At 45.3% G+C, this 20,023-nt stretch carries 18 protein-coding genes; 8 read left to right on the top strand and 10 right to left on the bottom strand.

The window, feature by feature from the left end; all coding sequences use genetic code 11:
• Positions 1–234 precede the first annotated feature (234 nt).
• The gene (locus ACRRS1_RS21005) at positions 235–1,413 is read left to right on the top strand and encodes a XylR family transcriptional regulator (RefSeq protein ID WP_432455567.1); all 1,179 of its coding nucleotides are present in this window, start codon (positions 235–237) and stop codon (positions 1,411–1,413) included.
• Between the two features lie 129 nt (positions 1,414–1,542).
• Positions 1,543–2,433: an aspartoacylase gene (locus tag ACRRS1_RS21000; RefSeq protein WP_432460379.1), complete on the top strand. Its 891-nt coding sequence runs from the start codon at positions 1,543–1,545 to the stop codon at positions 2,431–2,433.
• 72 nt (positions 2,434–2,505) lie between these two features.
• Here the strand turns inward: ACRRS1_RS21000 and ACRRS1_RS20995 are convergent, their stop codons facing one another.
• The 8 genes from ACRRS1_RS20995 to ACRRS1_RS20960 all read right to left on the bottom strand — a co-directional run bounded on the left by ACRRS1_RS20995 (position 2,506) and on the right by ACRRS1_RS20960 (position 9,440).
• Positions 2,506–3,477: a magnesium transporter CorA family protein gene (locus ACRRS1_RS20995; protein WP_432460378.1), complete on the bottom strand. Its 972-nt coding sequence runs from the start codon at positions 3,475–3,477 to the stop codon at positions 2,506–2,508.
• A gap of 26 nt (positions 3,478–3,503) precedes the next feature.
• Positions 3,504–4,874, bottom strand: coding sequence for a magnesium transporter (locus ACRRS1_RS20990; RefSeq protein ID WP_432455570.1), 1,371 nt, complete (start codon positions 4,872–4,874; stop codon positions 3,504–3,506).
• 160 nt (positions 4,875–5,034) lie between these two features.
• Positions 5,035–5,466 carry an ATP-dependent zinc protease family protein gene (locus ACRRS1_RS20985; RefSeq protein WP_432455571.1) on the bottom strand — a complete coding sequence of 144 codons (432 nt, stop codon included), beginning with the start codon at positions 5,464–5,466 and terminating at the stop codon, positions 5,035–5,037.
• A 43-nt stretch (positions 5,467–5,509) separates the two neighbouring features.
• Positions 5,510–6,544 (bottom strand): succinylglutamate desuccinylase/aspartoacylase family protein, encoded by a 1,035-nt coding sequence (locus ACRRS1_RS20980; protein ID WP_432463979.1) that lies wholly within the window; start codon positions 6,542–6,544, stop codon positions 5,510–5,512.
• A gap of 32 nt (positions 6,545–6,576) precedes the next feature.
• Entirely contained in the window at positions 6,577–7,482 is a 906-nt protein-coding gene (rimK, locus tag ACRRS1_RS20975) for a 30S ribosomal protein S6--L-glutamate ligase (RefSeq protein ID WP_432455573.1), read from the bottom strand.
• A 45-nt stretch (positions 7,483–7,527) separates the two neighbouring features.
• Positions 7,528–7,875, bottom strand: coding sequence for a DUF413 domain-containing protein (gene maoP / locus ACRRS1_RS20970; protein ID WP_432468791.1), 348 nt, complete (start codon positions 7,873–7,875; stop codon positions 7,528–7,530).
• Positions 7,876–7,921: 46 nt separating this feature from the next.
• Positions 7,922–8,071 (bottom strand): hypothetical protein, encoded by a 150-nt coding sequence (locus tag ACRRS1_RS20965; protein ID WP_432460374.1) that lies wholly within the window; start codon positions 8,069–8,071, stop codon positions 7,922–7,924.
• Positions 8,072–8,135: 64 nt separating this feature from the next.
• The gene (locus ACRRS1_RS20960) at positions 8,136–9,440 is read right to left on the bottom strand and encodes an HD domain-containing phosphohydrolase (protein ID WP_432468792.1); all 1,305 of its coding nucleotides are present in this window, start codon (positions 9,438–9,440) and stop codon (positions 8,136–8,138) included.
• A 288-nt stretch (positions 9,441–9,728) separates the two neighbouring features.
• Here ACRRS1_RS20960 and ACRRS1_RS20955 point away from each other — a divergent pair, with 288 nt between their 5' ends.
• The 4 genes from ACRRS1_RS20955 (at position 9,729) to ACRRS1_RS20940 (ending at position 15,117) form a co-directional block, all read left to right on the top strand.
• Positions 9,729–10,607 (top strand): LysR family transcriptional regulator, encoded by an 879-nt coding sequence (locus ACRRS1_RS20955; RefSeq protein ID WP_432468793.1) that lies wholly within the window; start codon positions 9,729–9,731, stop codon positions 10,605–10,607.
• A gap of 155 nt (positions 10,608–10,762) precedes the next feature.
• Positions 10,763–12,589 (top strand): ABC transporter ATP-binding protein, encoded by a 1,827-nt coding sequence (locus ACRRS1_RS20950; protein WP_432468794.1) that lies wholly within the window; start codon positions 10,763–10,765, stop codon positions 12,587–12,589.
• Between the two features lie 248 nt (positions 12,590–12,837).
• Positions 12,838–13,782 (top strand): substrate-binding domain-containing protein, encoded by a 945-nt coding sequence (locus tag ACRRS1_RS20945; protein ID WP_432468795.1) that lies wholly within the window; start codon positions 12,838–12,840, stop codon positions 13,780–13,782.
• Between the two features lie 66 nt (positions 13,783–13,848).
• Positions 13,849–15,117, top strand: coding sequence for a sensor domain-containing diguanylate cyclase (locus ACRRS1_RS20940; RefSeq protein WP_432468796.1), 1,269 nt, complete (start codon positions 13,849–13,851; stop codon positions 15,115–15,117).
• A gap of 28 nt (positions 15,118–15,145) precedes the next feature.
• Here ACRRS1_RS20940 and yegD read toward each other — a convergent pair whose 3' ends face one another.
• Positions 15,146–16,519, bottom strand: a complete 1,374-nt coding sequence (gene yegD / locus ACRRS1_RS20935) for a molecular chaperone (protein WP_432468797.1) — start codon at positions 16,517–16,519, stop codon at positions 15,146–15,148.
• Between the two features lie 247 nt (positions 16,520–16,766).
• Between yegD and ACRRS1_RS20930 the strand changes: the two genes are divergently transcribed.
• Together ACRRS1_RS20930 and ACRRS1_RS20925 are read left to right on the top strand one after the other, a co-directional pair.
• The gene (locus tag ACRRS1_RS20930) at positions 16,767–17,669 is read left to right on the top strand and encodes a DMT family transporter (RefSeq protein ID WP_432468798.1); all 903 of its coding nucleotides are present in this window, start codon (positions 16,767–16,769) and stop codon (positions 17,667–17,669) included.
• A gap of 111 nt (positions 17,670–17,780) precedes the next feature.
• On the top strand, positions 17,781–18,032 hold the full coding sequence (locus tag ACRRS1_RS20925) for a DUF2498 family protein (RefSeq protein WP_432455581.1): 252 nt from the start codon (positions 17,781–17,783) through the stop codon (positions 18,030–18,032).
• A gap of 92 nt (positions 18,033–18,124) precedes the next feature.
• On the opposite strand, the gene ACRRS1_RS20920 is transcribed toward ACRRS1_RS20925, so the two are convergent.
• Positions 18,125–19,765: a glycoside hydrolase family 13 protein gene (locus tag ACRRS1_RS20920; protein WP_432455583.1), complete on the bottom strand. Its 1,641-nt coding sequence runs from the start codon at positions 19,763–19,765 to the stop codon at positions 18,125–18,127.
• Between the last annotated feature and the right edge of the window lie 258 nt (positions 19,766–20,023).

Here is a 20,023-nt window from a genome sequence, read left to right as displayed (position 1 = left end):
AATTGACCTTGGTATTTGGGTAAATCATCTTCTCGATCCTGCCGTTATTTTTAAGCGGGCCTCAATTACGAAAACTGCTTGCTGGGTAGCGTTTTTCTGCTGCGTGCTTAAGTTCACAGTTTGCTTGGTGCCATGGATGATCGCAGTCACATTACAATTTATAGTGGTGGCGTTTAGGCCGCTTTTTTTAGATAGTAAATTTAATGTATTTGCGATTGCTCTATGGGAACCGGAATGTTTGATAAGCGCTTCAAAATTACTCTATTGTTTAACGCGAATAAGGTATATGACCGACAAATTATTAAGGGCATCGGGGACTATTTGCAGGCTTCGCAATGCGACTGGGATATCTTCCTTGAGGAAGACTTTCGTTGCCGAATCGATAAACTTCAACATTGGGTTGGGGATGGCATCATTGCGGATTTTGATGACCCGCAAATCGAACAAGCTTTAAGCGGTATTCAGGTGCCAGTGGTGGCGGTGGGGAGTTCTTATGATAACCCGCAACAGTACCCAGCGTGTCCTTACGTGGCCACTGATAATCGTGCCTTGGTTAGCGCTGCCTACGAACACTTAAAAGCTAAAGGTTTGGAATACTTTGCTTGCTATGGCATGCCGCCCGACCCGAGTAATCGTTGGGCCAGCGAGCGGGAGCAGATATTTCAGCAATTAGTGGCTGCCGATGGTTATGAGTGCGCTTTATATCGCGGTTTACATACCCAACCAGAGTCTTGGCAATATGCCATGAATCGTTTGGCCGATTGGTTGCAGTCGGTTCCTAAACCGGTGGGGATCTTAGCGGTTTCAGATGCACGAGCCCGCCATTTGTTGCAGGTATGTGATCATTTGGGGATTATTGTACCGGATAAGGTGTCGGTGATTGGCATCGATGATGAAGATTTAACTCGCTATTTGAGCCGCGTATCTTTGAGTTCGGTGGCCCAGGGCTGTCGCAAAATGGGTTTTCAGGCTGCCAAGTTGTTACATCGCCAACTCCAAGGACAAGAGTTGAGTCATACACGCCAGTTGGTGGGGCCAGAACAGGTAGTCGAACGGCAATCAACGGATTTTAAAGCCTTAAAAGACCCCTTTGTGATCCAGGCGATGCACTTTATTCGGCATAACGCTTGTAAGGGCATCAAGGTGGATCAAGTTTTGGATTACGTGAAGGTATCTCGTTCGAATTTAGAAACCCGTTTTAAAGATGATATTGGCCATTCGGTTCATCAAGAAATCCATCATGCTAAGTTAGGTCAAGCGATGAGTTTACTGAGAAATACTGAGCTTTCGACCAGCGATATTGCCGAATTGTGCGGTTATCCTTCGCTGCAATACATGTATGCGGTATTTAAAAAGGATTTAGAATTAACGCCAAAGGCTTACCGCTTGAGCAAACAAGATATCGCGGATTAACGATCAATATCATTCGCGCTAAACGACAGTGAAGCGGCAGAAGGTCAACTGTCGCCAAGCTTGAGTTTGAGTTACTTTCCTTTTAAGCTCGCAGCTGCTTATATTAGTTTGCGCTTAAGGAGAATGCAGTTGTCAAAGCTCACTAAAGTCGCCATTGTTGGTGGTACTCACGGAAATGAATTTAGCGGTATTTATCTGCTGAACAAGTGGCAGCAACAGCCACAGTTGGTGGCTCGCCCTAGCCTCGAGGTGAGCACCGTGTTTGCCAATCCGAAGGCCCATGCAGAAAACCAACGTTATATTGACGTCGATCTTAACCGTCAGTTTGCCTGTAAAGACTTAGCCGATTTTCAGCTGAGTAATTATGAGCAGTCTCGAGCCAAAGTATTACACCAACAGCTGGGTCCAAAGTCGGCACCAAAAACTGACTTAGTGATTGATTTACACAATACCACTTCCAATATGGGGCCTTGTCTGATCCTCTTGGAGCAGAACGCTTTCTATAATCACTTAGCGGCTTACGTAAAAATGAAAATGCCTGAGGCGGTGATTTTTCTCGATGAAGTTGAGGAAGATATGGCCGAGCACATGTTTTTGGCAAGCTGCGGAAAGTATGGTGTATTGATCGAGGTTGGGCCACAGCCGCAATCAGTACTACGACAAGATGTATTGGAACAAATGGAAAGCATGACTGGGCATATTTTGGACTTTGTCGAGTTGTATAATCAACAGTGCTTGCCAGTGCTACCTCAGCAAGTGGAAGCCTTCCAATATTTGGATACCATTAGTTTACCCTTGAATGAACAAGGTGAGCGAGTCGCCATGGTGCACAGCCATGTTCAGGATCAAGATTTCAAACCAATCAAGCCTGGAGATCCGATCTTCCGTAGTTTCGATGGTGAAGATATTTTCTATCAAGGCGACACCACGGTTTATCCCGCGTTTATTAACGAAGCCGCTTATTATGATAATAATTTGGCTATGTCGCTGTTAGAAAAAGTGTTCATCGAGCTGAGTTGAGCCAAACTTGAGCGTATGAGAAACAAAGTCAATCGATAAAAAAGCAGAGTGAAAGGACTCTGCTTTTTGTTTTTAGAACCACTTCTTCCATTTAAATATAGCGATTAAGGACAAAGCGATGCTTAACATCGTGCCAAGTAAGATGAAATAAGCATTGCGATAATGCAATTCCGGAATGAATTCAAAATTCATTCCGTAGATCCCAGCTAAAAAACTTAAGGGCACAAATATCGCGGTAATTAAAGTGAGCATGCGCATGGTATTGTTGAGTTTGTGCGAGCTAATGGATAGGTAGCCATCGACCAGATCGCCGCAAATGTTGTAGTACATTTGATTTAAGCTGTGCAAGCGTTCAAAACGGTCCTGTAAGTCTTGGATCACCGGTGGATCGACGGCAATTTGCTGAAATGCATTTTGTTGGCAAAGATGTAGTAATTTACTGCTGAGGCTGAGATGGTAATTGAACACTCTGCTGAGGCGCACAATATTGGCTTTTTTGCGGGTGATATCGGCAAGTAGTTGGTCATCACCGTGAACGCTAATCTGTTCTTCTACTTCGCTGAGTTGGGTCTCGAATTCGAGTAATTGGTTGAGGTATAAGCCAGAGGCGGTATGCATGATCCGACAGGCTAAGTTCAGTGGTGCCAGTAAGTCCTTGCTAAAGCTATCCTTTAGTAATGATTCGATGCCTTGGGAGCGTCCTTTGTGTAGGGTAATCAAATAGTTTTTACCTACTAATATGACCAGTTGCATATGAGCAAATTTGAGCTCACCAAGGATCTGTTCAATCCCGCGGTAAATCATAAATATCTGATCATCGAAGACTTCTATTTTAGGTGGGTGTCGCTCGCGAAATGCATCCACAATAGTTAAGGGGTGACATTGAAACTGCTCCAGTAACATGGCTGCTTCGACTTGTTTGCTGTGGGCAAGGTCAATATCGATCCAAATATAGCTGTCGGGATCAGCCGACCAGCAGGTTATTTGGCTCTCATCGCCAGGATGTGCGCTGAGTTGTTTGTTTGATAACCAGGTTCTAATCATTGAGTATTCCTTTGGCAAGTCTATGACTAGTTGATTAAGAATAGCGAGGCGAGGCCCAAAAATGCGACAAAACCGACGATATCAGTCACGGTGGTTAAGATCACTGAACCTGCAACCGCCGGGTCGATTTTCATTTTCTTGAGCATAAATGGGATCATGGTTGCCGAGGCAGCGGCAGCGAGGCTATTTAATACTATGGCAATGCAGATCACTAAACCCAAGGACCAAGAATTAAACCAATAACTCACAACCGCTGCGATTACTAAGCCGAGCATCAGTCCGTTAAAGACTGCGATCTTGAGCTCCTTGTTGAGTAGTAACTTAAGGTTACTCTGCTGTAAGTGATTTAGAGCAATACCGCGTAGCGCCACCGCTAAGGTTTGGCTGCCAGCAATACCGCCCATACTGGCGACCACTGGCATTAAGATCGCTAAGGCGACCAACTGTTGTAAGGCACCCTCAAATAAACCGATGACCCAAGAGGCTAAAAATGCGGTGGCTAAGTTAGTGGTTAGCCAAATTGCCCGCATTTTTGCCGCTGTGGGCACTGGGGTGAATAAGTCTTCTTCATCAGAGGGGGCATCGTTGATGACCACCTCAAGGCTCTTCTCTTGTAACCACTCGATGATCACCGCCAGTGGGATCGCACCAATAATTTTGCCGTCTTTTTGGATCGGGTGCCAAGCATGTCCAGCCACGACATTAAATGAAAGCGCAATATCGGCGAGTAGCTGCTGGTGGTCAAATACTTCGATAGCCTGAGCGAATTCACTGAGCCGAGTCGTGTCATCGGCGTTGATGATGTCGGTCATACTGCAGGCACCCTGAAATTGCCCGTTGGCATCAACTAAATAGATGGCTACTTGCTTCTCGCTTTTGGTGTTGAGTCGTTGCTTAATTCGTTGAACGGTAGCGCTAGGCCTCGCTCGCAGGATATGCGGTGTGAGGTAGCGCCCTATTTGCTCTTCTTCGTAACTCAGGGCATGCTGGATTTGGCTGGTGGTCAGTTCATCTTGTTGATCTAAATAGGCATCGACCATCTGCTCTGGCAGAATATCGGCCCATTCAACAATGTCTGTTTCGCTAATATGGCGCTGTAACTCGGCTAAATGCTCGGCTGAGAAATAGCCGAAAAGATGTTTAACGGTTTCATATTGTAGTAGATGTAAGATGTCCCAGTAGCGCTCGTTGTCGACCAGGGGCCATATTTGCTGGCGGTAAGCATCGGGTAAGGATTCGATGAGATTGGCAAGTACCGCATTATCATATTGGCTAACAAAACTTAAATCGGCCTGTTCAGCATTTTCGGCAATGGCCAGCAATACTGCGCTTAGTACTTCGTCATGATGACCATCAAAAACTTGCTGGTTGGAGCTTAATATTGGCTCAGATGTCATATGACTTTCCTTTTAAATTTTAGGGTCAATATTTAGCGCGTCGAATACTCTATTGATTTCAATTTAATTCATTAGATTTACTTGAACTTATTGCGCTATCTGCTGCGTATTTAGCTATCAGTGAACAGCGAGCTTAGCATATTGCTTCGCTCGCTTAGGTTTAACTAATGGAGTTGACCAAAAAACTTTGTGAAGGGTCGACTAAGACCTTATCTGCCATTCCTTGGCGGCCAAATAACATCAAATAACTCATGTCTTGACGGTTGGTAAGGGTGATTTCTATTGGCCAAGTTAAGTCACCCAGTTGAAAATTGGTTTGGATAACATAGCGCTGTTCCACCACGCCATTGGATGATTTGATCCGTCGAGTATCGAATATTGGCGCGGTACAGCGGCATACTTGTTTTAGGTTATAGATGTCTGGGTGTAAGTCGAAACTGATGTGGGGTTTCCCATTCACCTTAATTCGCTCGACATTATCCACATGCAAGGAAGAGGTTTGTGCACCTGTATCCACTCGGATCGGTAAATCATGGATCCCTAAATCTGGCAAATGGCAAGTTTCCAAGTTACCAATAATCATTTTGCTCATAGGCTTCGCTCACTCGTCAATAAATTTATGCTCGAAGAGGACTTCATCCTTGGCTATTCTCCGCAATGTTTGCAGCAGGTTCGATAAGTTTTATCGACTCTTGCATCGCCCCAATGTTTTCCGCAACTTCTTCTTGTTCAGCACCAAAATGCGCCAGGTGATACATCGCATCTCCCTCTTGAACCAAGGGAATATTTTGTTTACCGATCACGATACCAGAGCGTTGCGCCTTCACTTGATTAATTAACTCACCAAACGGACTATTAATATCCGCCAATAAATCCCCCGCTTCTACGTGATCGCCTAACCTTGTATATTCATTCACAATCCCGCTGGCCGAAGCCCGTAGCCAAGCACTGCTATAGGCAACATAAGGTTCAAATTTTTTCTTACTACGACGTTTCTTGATCATCCCTAAATGCGACAGTACCTTGAGGATTCCGCGTACCCCGGTCTGGATTGAAAGCTCATCAAAGCGTAGCGCTTCACCTGCTTCATAAAGCAAAATTTTGGTCCCTTTATTCACCGCAGCTTCGCGTAATGAACCATCTCGTAGGTTCGCATTGATGAGAACCGGAACCGCAAAGGCCTCGGCTAAGAGTTTGGTCTCAGGATCCTCTAAGTTTGCTCTAATTTGCGGTAGGTTGGAGCGATGAATTGCTCCAGTATGTAAATCGATACCATAATCGCAATGTTCTACAATTTGATTCAAAAAGGTGTAGGCCAGTCTTCCGGCAAGCGAGCCTTTAGGGGAGCCGGGGAAGCAACGATTTAAGTCGCGTCGATCTGGCATATAACGGCTTTGGTTGAGTACCCCATAAATGTTTACCATTGGCACTGCAATTAAACAGCCCTTAGTGAGCTTAAAGCTTGGTGAACGTGTTACTCGGCGAATTATTTCAATACCATTTAACTCATCACCATGTACCGCAGCGCTAATGAATACTGTTGGCCCAGCCTTGCGGGCTCGAGTGATATGCACCGGGATCGAAATCTCAGTATCGGTGTATAATTTTGCTACCGGTATTTTTATTTGCTTTTGTTCGCCAGCTTTAATTTCTATTCCACCTATCTTCATGGTTCGCCTTTGCTTGGTTCTTGTACTCGGACTTAGCCTTTACCACGGGTTTTGGTTGCAAAGGGTTTGGCATTTTTTTCGATGAATTCGAACACCATGCCAGCCACATCTTTACCCGTGGCATTTTCGATGCCTTCTAGACCCGGGGAAGAATTGACTTCCATTACAACAGGGCCATTATGTGATTGTAGAATATCAACGCCACACAAATTCAGCCCCATGATTTTAGCTGCATTGACGGCGGTCGCGCGCTCTTCCTTGGTTAAACGTACTAACTGTGCGGCCCCTCCGCGATGCAAATTAGAGCGAAACTCACCTTCCGCAGCCTGACGTTTCATTGCCGCGACCACTTTACCGCCTACCACTAAACAACGGATATCGGCCCCCCCCGCTTCCTTGATGAACTCCTGTACTAAAATGTTCGCTTTTAAGCCCATAAAAGCTTCAATGACGCTTTCTGCTGCCTTATTGGTTTCGGCCAAAACCACCCCAATACCTTGTGTCCCCTCTAATAACTTAATGACTAAAGGTGCGCCACCGACGTTTTTAATCACATCTTGAATTTTATCCGGTTTGTTGGCAAACCCTGTACGTGGCAAGCCAATGCCTTTCCGCGATAATAGTTGTAGCGAACGCAGTTTATCGCGTGAACGACTAATCGCGACCGACTCGTTGACACAAAAGGTGCCCATCATTTCAAATTGACGCACGACCGCCGTACCATAAAAAGTAATTGAGGAGCCGATCCGAGGGATAACCGCATCATAACTGGGTAATACTTTACCCATGTAACGCACGGTTGGATTACTGCTGGTAATATCCATGTAGCAGTGTAGGGTATCGATAATATCAATCTCGTGACCGTGAGCCTCACCTGCTTCTTTTAAGCGACGAGTTGAGTAGAGGTTTTCACCACGAGATAAAATGGCTATACGCATTGTTATGTTCCTAGAATAAAAGTGCTGAGATCTTGCTTTATTGGGCTACTCGTCATGAATGAAGATTTCATCTTCACTCGGATTTGATTTGTTGCCATGGCTGCTATGGAGCGTATGGAAACGGCGTCGAGCATTAGTTAAAGTCTTATATTTAAGCCAAACTTTTTCTAGTTTAGTGCTGGCTTCGAGTTGTTGGCTACAAACTAAAAGAAAGCGCTGCTCTTGATTGTTTTCGGGAAGTAATTCGCCATTATTTATCGCTTTCATGGTTTCGCCATAAAGGCTCAATAACTCCGCTTCTAATAAAGTGAAATTGCCTGATTTACTAAAACCACGTTTAAATTTTTGGTCATCGTAGAAACGTTTTTTTCCAAAGCGAAACTCAGTATTCATTGCAACGACTCCTGGTGATGCGAAAAAGACTAATCGGCGCTTGCGGTTAGCTTGGCGGCAAGGTAGAGAGTATTCGTTGAATATGAAAACGAATTGTTTTTGTCGTTAGAATAAATATTGTTTGTTGTCGGTTTTGTCGATTTTTTCCCAAAACCTCACTCCAAGCCTGCTTCGTCTCATATGCGGTTTCATGCATGATTTTCTCCTTAAAGATTCTGGATGAGAGTTACTGGGTTGGTGCTGTTATCCGTGTGTGATATTTAAGCAGAAAAGTGCTTAGCTTTTATTTCACTGAATGACTCATGGTGGTTGTTTTGCGAGAGTTGAAAATAGAATTCAGCATTTTGCTGGAGTAAATTATAGATGTCTTTATCAAGTTTTCCGGTTTGCACCAGTGGCCCCATGATATTGAACACTTGTTGTAAATCGAGAGCATCTCGGTAAGGGCGTTGTTGGGTGAGTGCTTGAAATACGTCAGCAATGGCTATGACCCGTGAAGGAATATCAAGATCATTGGCTGTTTTTCGAAAAGGGTAGCCAGAACCATCGAGCCGTTCATGATGATTTGAGGCCCATGCGCCAATCGGCGACTTAGGAAAAAAGTTAACTAATATTTCACTGGTATCAACGGTGTGACGTTTAATTTGTGCGTATTCTTCTTCGCTGAAAGAAGCGGATTTGTGTAATAGCCCATCAGGAGTTCGCAGTTTGCCAACATCATGTAATAAGCCTGCGATGTAGATCATCTCGGCAGTTCGTGCCGAAATGCCAGATGCCAGTGCCAACTGCTGGGCTAATATCGCGACTTTGTCTGAATGTTGAAAGGTAAAAGGGCTTTTGGCATCAACAATTCTGGCTAAGAAGCGCGCTAACTCAGCGGCCTCTTGGAGACTTAGTTGTTGGTCATAGAGTTGATCTTGTTGAAAGCTTAAGCCCATTTTTTCAATGTGACTAATGTTCATGTTGTACCAAAAACCATCGATAGCAACGAGCTCACACATACTGTCCACTATTTGCGGGTGGAACAGGCGACCACGATTACTCTGTAATATTTCGGCAATGGCGGTTTCGTGCAAAATAATTTGTTCTTCACCGATATCTAAGGTGTATTGCGCTCGTAAGAAGTCGAGTCGGTCGGCGACAAACACTAGCGCTGCGACTCGTTTGTCTAATTCAGCAATGTTCAGTGCTGCCAATTGTTCCCAGGGAGTATGATGATAGCGAACAACGTTGGCGAATTGGTGAATCACCGGGCACTTTAACAAGGCTTGATATCCGTGCAGACAATGAACTTCAGTCGATTCGGGTTGGAATAAGTCAAGTAGTGCTAAATGCTGCTCAGTGGAAGAGACTCCACAGTCGTGGATCAAACCTGAGAAATAGGTAAATTGTTGTTCTGCTTCGGTCCAAGTCATGCGTTTTGCACACTCGTAAGCCATATAGGCTACGCGTTGCCCATGATGCATGTCATCGACGCCGACAAAATCGAGCGCTTTGGCAATTGCGAGTAAGGCGTGACGCATATTAATCTGAATAATCTGTTCGGAGCCGATTGTTGGTGACATGACACGCCTAACCATATTTTTGATTATAGTTAAAAGTGTAGACAAGGTTCAGAGGTGCTTCAATCAGAGGTGCTGCAATAGAGTAAGCGTGTTGAATTTTTTGCTGCTTGGTGTTTAGTTTACGCTGTTAGTTTCAGATAAACCCTTACGAAGACTTTACAGTGGAAGTTTTGCGGGTGTTTTTTGTGGTTTTTTTGAGCCTCTTTCTTGACGACGTTAAAAATATTATTTGTCGTAAGCGTAAAAATTGTTTGTTACTCTCGTTGCTGCTGTTATAGGGGTGAGAGAATGGACGTAAAAGTATTTCGAACGTTTTTAGAAGTGGCAAAAGAGAAGCACTTTGGGCGAGCGGCAGAAAATTTATATATCACTCAAGCGGCGGTTAGTGCACGCATTAAGCAATTAGAGAGCTTCTTTGACGCTCAGTTATTTATTCGTGACCGGAATGCCATTAAGTTGACTAGTTCTGGCGAACGTTTAACCTCCTATGCTGAAAATATGGTGCGTACTCTTGAGCAAGCGAAGGCTGAGTTATTACTCACCAAAGCGCATGCCATTCAATTGACCGTTGCTGGCACGCCTAACGTTTGGGATGCTTATTTGCAGCATTGTTTGAGTGTGGTGACCGAAGCATTTAGCGGTTATGCCTTTCGTGCTGAGACCTTAAGCCGTGAACAAATGCATCGCGCCTTAATCGAGCGAACGCTAGACATTGGGGTGGGCGTTGACCCTTTAAAATCTGAAGAGTTGGCCTGTAAAAAAGTTGTCGACTTAGAGCTTGTATTTGTTTCTACTCGCCACCAAACTCAGCAATTAGCGCTAGAAAACTCGTATATTTATGTTGACTGGGGCACCCGTTTTGCTTCCGAGCACGCGCTTCGTCATAGTAAAATGCCACCGCCATTTTTGCGCACCTCGACGGGACGAATTGCTTTGGATTTCATCTTAGAAAAAGGTGGCGCCTGTTATTTGCCAGTATCGATGGTTGAGCCTTTTCTCGAATCGCAGCAACTTCATTTGGTGGAATGTTCAGAGCCTTGGTTACGTCCGGTATATCTTAGTTATCGGAAGGATTCGGCGGCATTGCAGCAGATCCGTCAAGTGGAAAGCCTATTAGGGATTACCGAACCCTCTACTCCCTATAGTTTGCAGCAAGCGGCTGAATGAGCGCTGCGTATTCAAACGGATCACTATGTTAACTGGCATTGAGGCCTGAATGGTCTTGGTATGGCGCTCAATGTTGCACAATTTTTAATAAATTTCGTGAAGTATAATGGTTTGTTGATCGTTCGAAACACTGGTTTTATCGCAAGGAATTTCAAATGTTTGGTTTTTTTGAGCGCTTAACTGCGCCTTTCCCCACGCAAGAGCCTGAGCAACCCCCTAAGGGCTTATATCAGTTTTGTCTCCATTATTGTCAGGGGATGATGGTACCGCTGTTATGCATGGCCGTCATCGCAGCATTGATCGCTATCTGTGAAGTTGCTTTATTTGGCTTTATGGGGCAGTTGGTTGATTGGTTAGGCAGCAAAGATCCAAATACGATATTAAGTGAAGAATCTTCCACCTTGTGGCTGATGGGCATCACGCTGTTGGTGGTGATGCCACTGCTTACCCTACTCGATTCGCTGTTAATTCACCAAGCTTTGCTCGGTAATTTTCCGATGGCGATCCGTTGGTCGGCGCATCGCTATTTATTGCGGCAGAGTGTTTCCTTCTTTGCTAACGATTTTGCTGGGCGTGTCGCGACTAAAGTCATGCAAACGGCCTTGTCGGTACGTGAAACGGTGATGAAATTACTCGACTTAATGGTTTATGTATTGGTCTATTTCACTTCCATGGTGCTGTTGGTGGCACAGGCTGATATACGCCTCATTTGGCCGATGCTGCTATGGCTGGTGGTTTACATCGCAATTCAGTTCCGTTTTGTGCCGAAATTAAAGCGAGTGTCGACCGAACAAGCGGATGCTCGTTCTTTAATGAGTGGTCGAATTGTGGATAGCTATACCAACATCGCAACCGTGAAGTTATTTTCGCATAATCAACGCGAGGCCGATTACGCTCAAGAAGGCATGCAAGGATTTTTACAAACCGTTCATCAACAGATGCGTTTGGTGACCGGGCTCAATGTGTGTGTGCAACTGTCAAATTATTTGCTTACATTTAGTATTGCGGCCCTGTCTATTTACTTATGGATGTTAGGTGACATCTCGGTAGGGGCAATTGCTATTTCTATTGCTTTGGTGCTGCGCTTGAATGGTATGGCTCAGTGGATCATGTGGGAAATAGGCTCTTTATTTGAAAACATAGGCACCGTAGCCGACGGGATGACGACCTTAACAAGCCCACAGACGGTGGTTGATGAGCATGATGCTAAGCCTTTGCGGGTGGATCAAGGTCAGATTGATTATCGTGACATCCGTTTTCATTATGGTGAGAAAAGTGGGGTTATCGAACACCTCAATCTGCGTATTAAGGCTGGCGAAAAGATTGGTTTAGTGGGGCGTTCTGGTGCAGGGAAAACCACTCTGGTGAATTTATTATTGCGCTTTCATGATGTTGAGGGCGGCTCAATCGAGATCGATGGTCAAAATATTAGTCAAGTGACTCAAGATAGCTTGCGGGCTCAAATTGGGATGGTGACGCAAGATACTTCCCTATTGCATCGTTCGGTGCGTGACAATATTTTATATGGTCGTCCCGATGCCAGTGAAGAGCAAATGATTGCTGCGGCTAAACAAGCCAAAGCCCATGAATTCATTTTAGGTTTGAGTGATCAAGATGGTCGTTGCGGTTATGACGCTCATGTCGGTGAGCGAGGGGTGAAACTCTCCGGTGGGCAACGTCAACGTATCGCAATCACTCGAGTATTATTAAAAGATGCTCCTGTTTTAGTCTTAGATGAAGCCACTTCAGCCTTGGATTCGGAAGTTGAAGCGGCGATCCAAACCAGTTTAAATCGCTTGATGCATGGTAAAACAGTGATCGCCATTGCTCACCGTTTATCCACCATCGCTGCGATGGATCGCCTCATTGTATTAGATAAGGGAAAAATTATTGAACAGGGTAGTCATGCCGAGTTGATTCAAGGTGATGGGATCTATAGTCAATTATGGGCGCATCAAACGGGCGGTTTCCTCGGTGAATAAAGCCTGAACCTTTTCTTCATCCTAAGGCCTGCATTCACGCAGGCCTTTTTTATTGGGTGTTGTATGGGGCTCGGAGGTTCCGCTGAAGTCAACTAATAAGGGCGAGGCCGCGGCTGATAAGCGCACGAACCCATATTTTTTGACTATTGTTAAAGGTAAAAGGGGCAATCCATTGATAACAATAAGCTTGATTATGACTGTTTTTTCTAAGGTTACACTTATGCGATTAACGTTGTTGAAGCCTGTCTATGCGTAGATTTTTTAGTCTGACGAGTATGCTGTTATTCAGTCTTTGCCTGGGAATGGGCTCTGTTACGGCCGAATGTATCGGTGTGGTGACCGCTGGTGGTGGCGCTGATTTTTGGAAATTAGTTGAGCGGGGGGCGAGAAGTGCGGCCGCAAAAATTGGCACTGAAGTTTATGTTCGTGGCGCAAATAATGAACTAAATGTTGAAGGTCAAGGGGCATTAATTAATACGGTATTAGATCGCGGTTGTGGTGCTTTAGTGTTAGCTCCAAATAGTCCAGAGCGAGCTGTGGATGTCGCTTTATTAAAAAGTATCAATATTGCCACGGTGTATATCGACAGAGATGTTGGTGGCGCACCGATGTTGATCATTAAAACCGATAATTATATGGCAGGTGCTTTGGCTGGAAGAAAAATGGCGAAAGCGCTGGGGGGGAAAGGTAAAGTTGCACTTTTCCGACTCGATAAAAGTGTGGTGACGACCGCGGCGAGAGAGCAAGGGTTCATTGATGAGGCAGTGAAAGGCGGGTTAGAGGTCGTGGTTGATGTGTATCTTGGGACCACAGTTGGGTCGGCGCGCTTTAAAGCTTTATCGATACTGAATCATATGCAAGATGTGCAGGGCATTTTTACTCCGAATGAGCTGACGACTCTTGCCACCGTGGTTTCTCTTCGGCAATTGGAGCGGCAGGGCTCGATGGTGCATATCGGTTTTGATTCCAATCGAAGTATTAATGCCGCGATTGTCAATAAAGATATCTATGGGGTGGTGATACAACAGCCTTTTGCTATGGGGTATCTCGCAGTATACGCGGCGTATCAAGCCATGTTAGGTCACCAACCAGAATTGCAAGATCAGCCTTTGTTATGGGATACAGGGGTTCTATTTGTGGATCATTCAAATATTAATCAAGCTAAAGTTAAGCAGGTGTTGGGGCTTGATTAGTTGAAATTAAACCGCCTGATTTGAGTAAGTGAAACCGTCTGACTAAGCTATATAGATGGCATGCTGATGAAGCGAATTATGCGCAAGCAGAATAATATTTGCGGCAATTATGGTACCGCTATTCATCGTGATTTTGTTCCGTTGTTTGTTGATGATTATTATGCACATATGTTTGGTTATGATAATGCAGCGCAGGTGATGGCATTGCCATCGTTACTGACGTTGTTTTGCGAACATGATCGCCAGCAAGCCCTACAAAATTACGCGGCGATAATGGCTGGCAAAATGCGTCCCAAAGTGGCGGGGTATCAGAATAGAGACAGATTTGGCCAGCTCTGTTCGGTGATTAGTATTGATCATCTTTGCCAGTGGCAGGGCGCACCAGCGCTGCAAATTACGCTAATTGATGTTTCCCAGCAAGTCGCCGCGAAACAAGCACTGCAACAAAGCGAGCAACGCTATCGTTCGTTGGTCGAGTCTTCCTTGCAAGGTATTTTAGTTCATCGCTTTTTTAAACCGCTGTATGGCAATCAAGCACTAGCCGATTTAGTGGGATTTAGTCATGTTGAACCGCTTCTCGCTCTGCCAAGTTTGTTAGCCTTGATCCCTGAAGATAACCAGCAACAAGCTATTGAATTACATGAGCGCTTGCTGCTTGGAGAGATGGAATCACATTCCGTAGTGACAGAGTATTTGCGACAAGATGGCGACTCGGTGTGGCTAAATATTAGCGAAAGCTTAGTCAGTTGGGAAGGTGAACCTGCGGTGCAGTCGGTGATGATGGACGTGACTCAGTTACATCGGCAGCAACAACGTTTGGAGTTTCAGGCGAATCATGATGTGCTAACGGGCTTAATGAATCGACGCTCGATGAACCAAGTTTTAGTGACTGAATTTGCAATGAGTAAGCGCAGCGATAATCCTTTGTGCTGTTTGATATTAGATATTGATGATTTTAAGCAAATTAACGATCAGTATGGACATGCCATTGGAGATGACGTATTGCGGATGTTTGCTATTGAAAGCCTCAAGGTATTACGTGATGGTGACTTTTTGGCTCGCTGGGGAGGCGAAGAGTTTCTACTGTTACTCCCCAATACTGCTCAATCATCAGCGATGCTGATTGCACAGCGGGTGCGTCAACATCTGGAACAATCACCAATCACGGTCAATGGACAGCATCATTTTTGGTCGGTTAGTATTGGTTTAGCGATGTTGACCGAGAACGACGCTAGCCCTGAATCGCTGATTGTGCGTGCCGATAGTGCGCTCTATATCGCGAAACAGCGAGGCAAGAACCAAGTTGCCTTAGCGCCGCAATTTTATCAATTGTAATTCAAGCGACGGCTTGTTGGTTGTTGCTTTAAGTGGCCTGAAAAATATGATTAGCCCACAGGGTAAGGCCGCTGGTCACGCTGCCGAAGTTATCTCCACAAATCAGCGGCGCTTGGTAACGTTTCGCTAAGAAGTCTTTTATCATCGGAGAATTGGCGCTACCACCAGTTAAGAAAATAACTTCGGGTTGGCAAGCTGCTTGGGCAAGTACTTCATCACTTAACTTGGCAATATTAGTGAGCAAGCGTTCTGCGGCTTGACGGTAGCTTGTCTGGCTGACTTCGGCCTGTAGTTGTTCACTTAAATAACCTAGGTCGACCACGGTTTCAGACTGTTCACTAAGGGCTATTTTGGCTTGCTCTGCCGAGGCGCTCATTTGGTAGGTTAAGCGTCCTTGGCTTAGTCGCACTAAGGCTTTTAAAGGCGCGAGTTGTGGTTCTTTGAGTAGTCTTTGCAACAATAAGCTGGTGTCTTGATGATAGAAGCGAGCCTGCGCGGGGAAATCGTTGATCGCAGCGGCATCCCAAAAGGGTTTAATCGGCATTGGTTGGCCACTGGCCAATTGAAGTTTGGCGCCTAAACAAGGCATTAGTGTTTCAAAGTTTAGTGCGATATCAAAATCATTGCCGCCGATCCGTTCGCCGTTATATCCCAGTACTAAGCTTTGATGGTCGCGTTCTGCTAAGTAGTTTGGTCCCATGGTGAGCATCGATATATCACTGGTGCCGCCGCCAATATCGATGACTAAAACGCGTTGCTCTTGGTGGAGTTGTTGTTGATAACTGAGGCCCGCCGCCATTGGCTCATACAAAAACTCAACATGCTTAAAACCAACGTATTTAGCCGCATTGCGCAAGATGCTGAGTGCTTGTTGGTTGCTTAGCTCACTATTTAAACCTTGAAAGTTGACCGGTCGACCAATCACCACTTTTTCCAAGTTAGCTAAACCGGTTTGCTTCACTTGCTCGGCGATGTGCCACATCATCGCTGCTGCAATGTCTTCAAATTGTTGTTGTTGGCGTTCGCGAATGCCACTGGCGCCTAAGAATGACTTCGGAGATCGCACGTAATAACAGTCGGCGGGATCGATGAGGTATTCATGCAATGCTTGTTGGCCAAAACTTAAATGTTCATCGTAACCGTCTAGTTTTAATTCGCGTAAGGCTCGTAAGCTGGCAGATAGCTGATGAGAGCGAGCATGTTTATAGGCTTCGGCTTGGCCTTGGGCGTCCAGTTGTTGATAGAGCCAACCGCAAATCATCTCTGATTGTGGGGCAAACAGAGTGGAGGGCATGTAATGACCATGTGCTGGTAACCTTACCAAATGGGCTTGTTGCCCCTGCATGATACCGACAGCACAGTTAGAGGTGCCAAAATCGAAACCGGCGATTGATTGATTCACAAAACATGCCTCACGGATAGAAAAGGCCGCGCAGGTTAGCAAATTAAGCGCCAAGGGTACAGTACCCTTGCTTGGTCTTTGGTTCATAGCGTGCTTTATTTCTTCCAATTGGTTTCGCGGCGTAAGCTCGCGGGAGAGCTGCTCACTTTGGTTTGGCAAGGGGTTTATTGGAAATGGCGTTGAGGCTTGTGATAGCGGCGGGGGGGCCTTACACTGGAAGGCTTGAGTGCTTGCAATAGAACCGAAAATGAAAAACCAGACTAGAGCTTACTTATTTGGCCTTAGCGCCGTGTTGATGTGGTCAACGGTGGCGACTGCATTTAAGTTGGCGTTACAGTGGCTGAGTCCGATTCAACTGGTGTTATTGGCTTCTTTCAGCTCGATGCTGCTGTTGACTGGGATATTGCTTTGGCAACAAAAATTACATTTGGCCTTTCGTTATGCGCGCCAGCGCCCGGGGTATTTCCTATTGGTCGGAGCGATTAACCCCTTTGCCTATTACTTGGTATTGTTTAAGGCTTACGACTTGCTCCCCGCTCAGCAGGCTCAATCGCTGAATTATACTTGGGCGATTACCTTGGCCTTGTTGGCAGTGCCTTTTTTGCAGCAGCAATTGCGGCGTCAGGACCTGCTTGCCATGGCTTTAGGTTATTTTGGGGTATTGGTGATTGCCACTCGTGGTGACATTTTAGCGATGCAGTTCGATAGCGTGGCAGGTGTATTGTTAGCCTTATTCAGCACCCTGCTATGGGCAGGTTATTGGATCATTAATACTCGCAATCATGGTGATGCAGTGGCGAGTTTATTGGTGGCCTTTAGTTTTAGCCTACCAATGGTATTCGCTTATTGCTGGTTCAGCGACGGTTTACCCAGCTGGCATTTTAAAGCTTGGTTAGGCGCTGCCTATGTGGGTTTATTTGAGATGGGGGTTGCTTTTGTTTGTTGGGTTTTGGCGCTAAAATTGACTGACAGTACTGCACGGATCAGTAATTTAATTTTTATTTCGCCGTTTCTGTCGTTGTTTTTCATCTCCTATTTTCTGGCAGAACAAATTGAACCAGCAACTTACCTCGGCTTGTTATTGATCATCGCAGGCTTACTGATCCAGCAGTGGCGGCCGAAAAAAACAGTCATCGAAGCGCGGCCCTGATTTACCGTTAAGGGTGCGAAAAACACCACAAGTTTTGATCTAAAAATTAGGGTGTAGTGGACCAAGTGTGTATGCTAAGGTTTATCTTTGGATCGGAACAAACTTACTGTAATGAGCAAACAAACGATAACTAAACAAGCCTTGATTGATATTGCTAATCAAATGTTGCGTGAACATGATGACTACATTCCCGGTATTGAAGTCCGTGACGTGACTCAGTATCACGATGTTCTCACTTTTAAGGGCGAAGCTTTTCTGGATGAGGAGCTGTTACCCACGGTGAATAGCCCAACTGCTTTTAATTTGTATAAATGGTTATGCCATCGCTTGTCGGAACAGTACAGTCTTAGCGAATCGGCCTAGCACATACTCGGGCTAAGCTTGACTTCAGTATGAGCACTCACCGTGTGTTGCTGGTGTTCAGCGCACTCTCCCCGGTGAATGACATTCGTGGCCTAGTTAGTTGTGTCCAAGGCGTATAACAAGGCTTGGTAAGGCGCTAAGCTGAGTCCTTGTAAATGACTAATTTGCGCTTCGTCTTGTTGTAGATTATTTAGAATCAGTGCCTTTATCTGATAATCCAGACTCACAGCGACCGCTTGTTCACTTAAGTTAGTGACGACTAACAAAGCTTGTTGTTGGTAGCGTCGCAGGTAAGCGAATACTTGTGGATGCTCGGGGAGTAGTAGTTCAAAGCTGCCATATATCAAGATCTCTCCGTAGTCGGCGGACTTACGCAAGGCAATTAGGCGCTGGTAGTGGTAGAACACCGAGTGAGGGTTTTGTAAGGCCTTACTCACATTCACTTCTGGATAGTTTGGATTCACGGCAAGCCATGGCTGAACCTTGCTGAAACCAGCATGCGGTAAATTATCCCATTGCATTGGTGTTCTTGCGTTGTCGCGGGCGCTGGCATATACACCCTGCATAAATTGTTGATGACTTAAGCTTTGCTGTTCAAGTACTTTTTCCTGATAACTATTTTTGATTTCGATGTCTTGGTAGTCATCCAAATGTTCAAAGCGGACGTTGGTCATGCCAATTTCTTCACCTTGATAAATATAGGGCGTGCCTTGCATGCCATGTAATAAGGTGGCAAATAATTTGGCGCTGCGTTGGCGATATTGTCGGTCATTCCCCCAGCGACTCACGATGCGTGGTAGGTCGTGATTATTCCAGAACAGTGCATTCCAACCATCGCCTTGAAAGGCGGTTTGCCACTTGCTCAATACTCTTTTCAAAGCCACCAGATCAAATTTTTGAGTTTGCCATTTACCATGTTGTGGATGCCAGTCTAAAGCGGCGTGTTCAAATTGAAACACCATCGATAGTTCTTCGCGAGCAGGATCAGAGTAACGTTTAGCTATTTCAGGTGTGGCCCCCCAAGTTTCTCCAACGGTGACTAAATTGTGATTGGCGAAACAGGCCTGATGTAGTTGCTGTAACAAAGGATGCAATCGAGGACCATTCTCGGTGATCCCCTGGTCAATCTGTTTGCCAATAAGATCGATTACGTCTAAGCGAAACCCTGCCACTCCTTGAGCAACCCACCAACTGATCATTTGTTGAATTTCTTTCTCTACCTGAGGATTTTCCCAATTTAAATCGGGCTGAGAATCGGCAAACAAGTGAAAATAGTACTGATCGGTGGTGGCATCATAGTTCCAAGCGGGCCCACCAAAGATCGAACGAAGAGAGTTAGGCTGATCGCGCCAAATATAATAATCGCGATAAGGGTTATCTAGGCTTTGCTTCGCTTGTTGGAACCAGTGGTGTTGGTCGGAACTATGGTTAAGAACCAAGTCCATGATGATGCCAATATGATGTTGGCGTGCAGTGGCGATTAATTCTCGTAAGTCATTTAGGCTGCCAAAACGGGGATCGATGGCTTGATAGTCAGCGATGTCGTAGCCGTTATCTTTCATCGGAGAAAGGTAAACCGGGGATAACCAAATCAGGTTAATCCCTAATTTTTCAAGATAAGCTAGTTTGCTGATGATACCACGCAGATCACCATTACCATCCCCACTGCTATCACAAAAACTACGAGGGTAAACCTGATAAACCACTGCCGAATGCCACCACTGCTTTTCCATCTTGGTCTCCGAAATAAAGCGTGTAGACGCTATTGTACTGCTTTAAAAAATGCTGACCTAGCTTGCTGTTGGCTTGATAACGTTTTCATAGTGATTTATTTGTTAGCAGTAGCTGATGTGGCGCATTTCGTCTCATAAAATTAAGAATTTTTTACTAAAATATGATCCGCTTCATGCCGTAACTATCGGGTTAATTATTTATTGTGACGGTTTGCTCAAATCACGGTTTCACTACAGCATGCTTTGCTGAATCGGCGT

This window comes from Agarivorans sp. Z349TD_8 (assembly GCF_050870825.2).
GTDB lineage: Bacteria > Pseudomonadota > Gammaproteobacteria > Enterobacterales > Celerinatantimonadaceae > Agarivorans.
The sequence above is the reverse complement of the archived record's forward strand: the minus strand, read 5'-3'. Positions and strand labels throughout refer to the sequence as shown.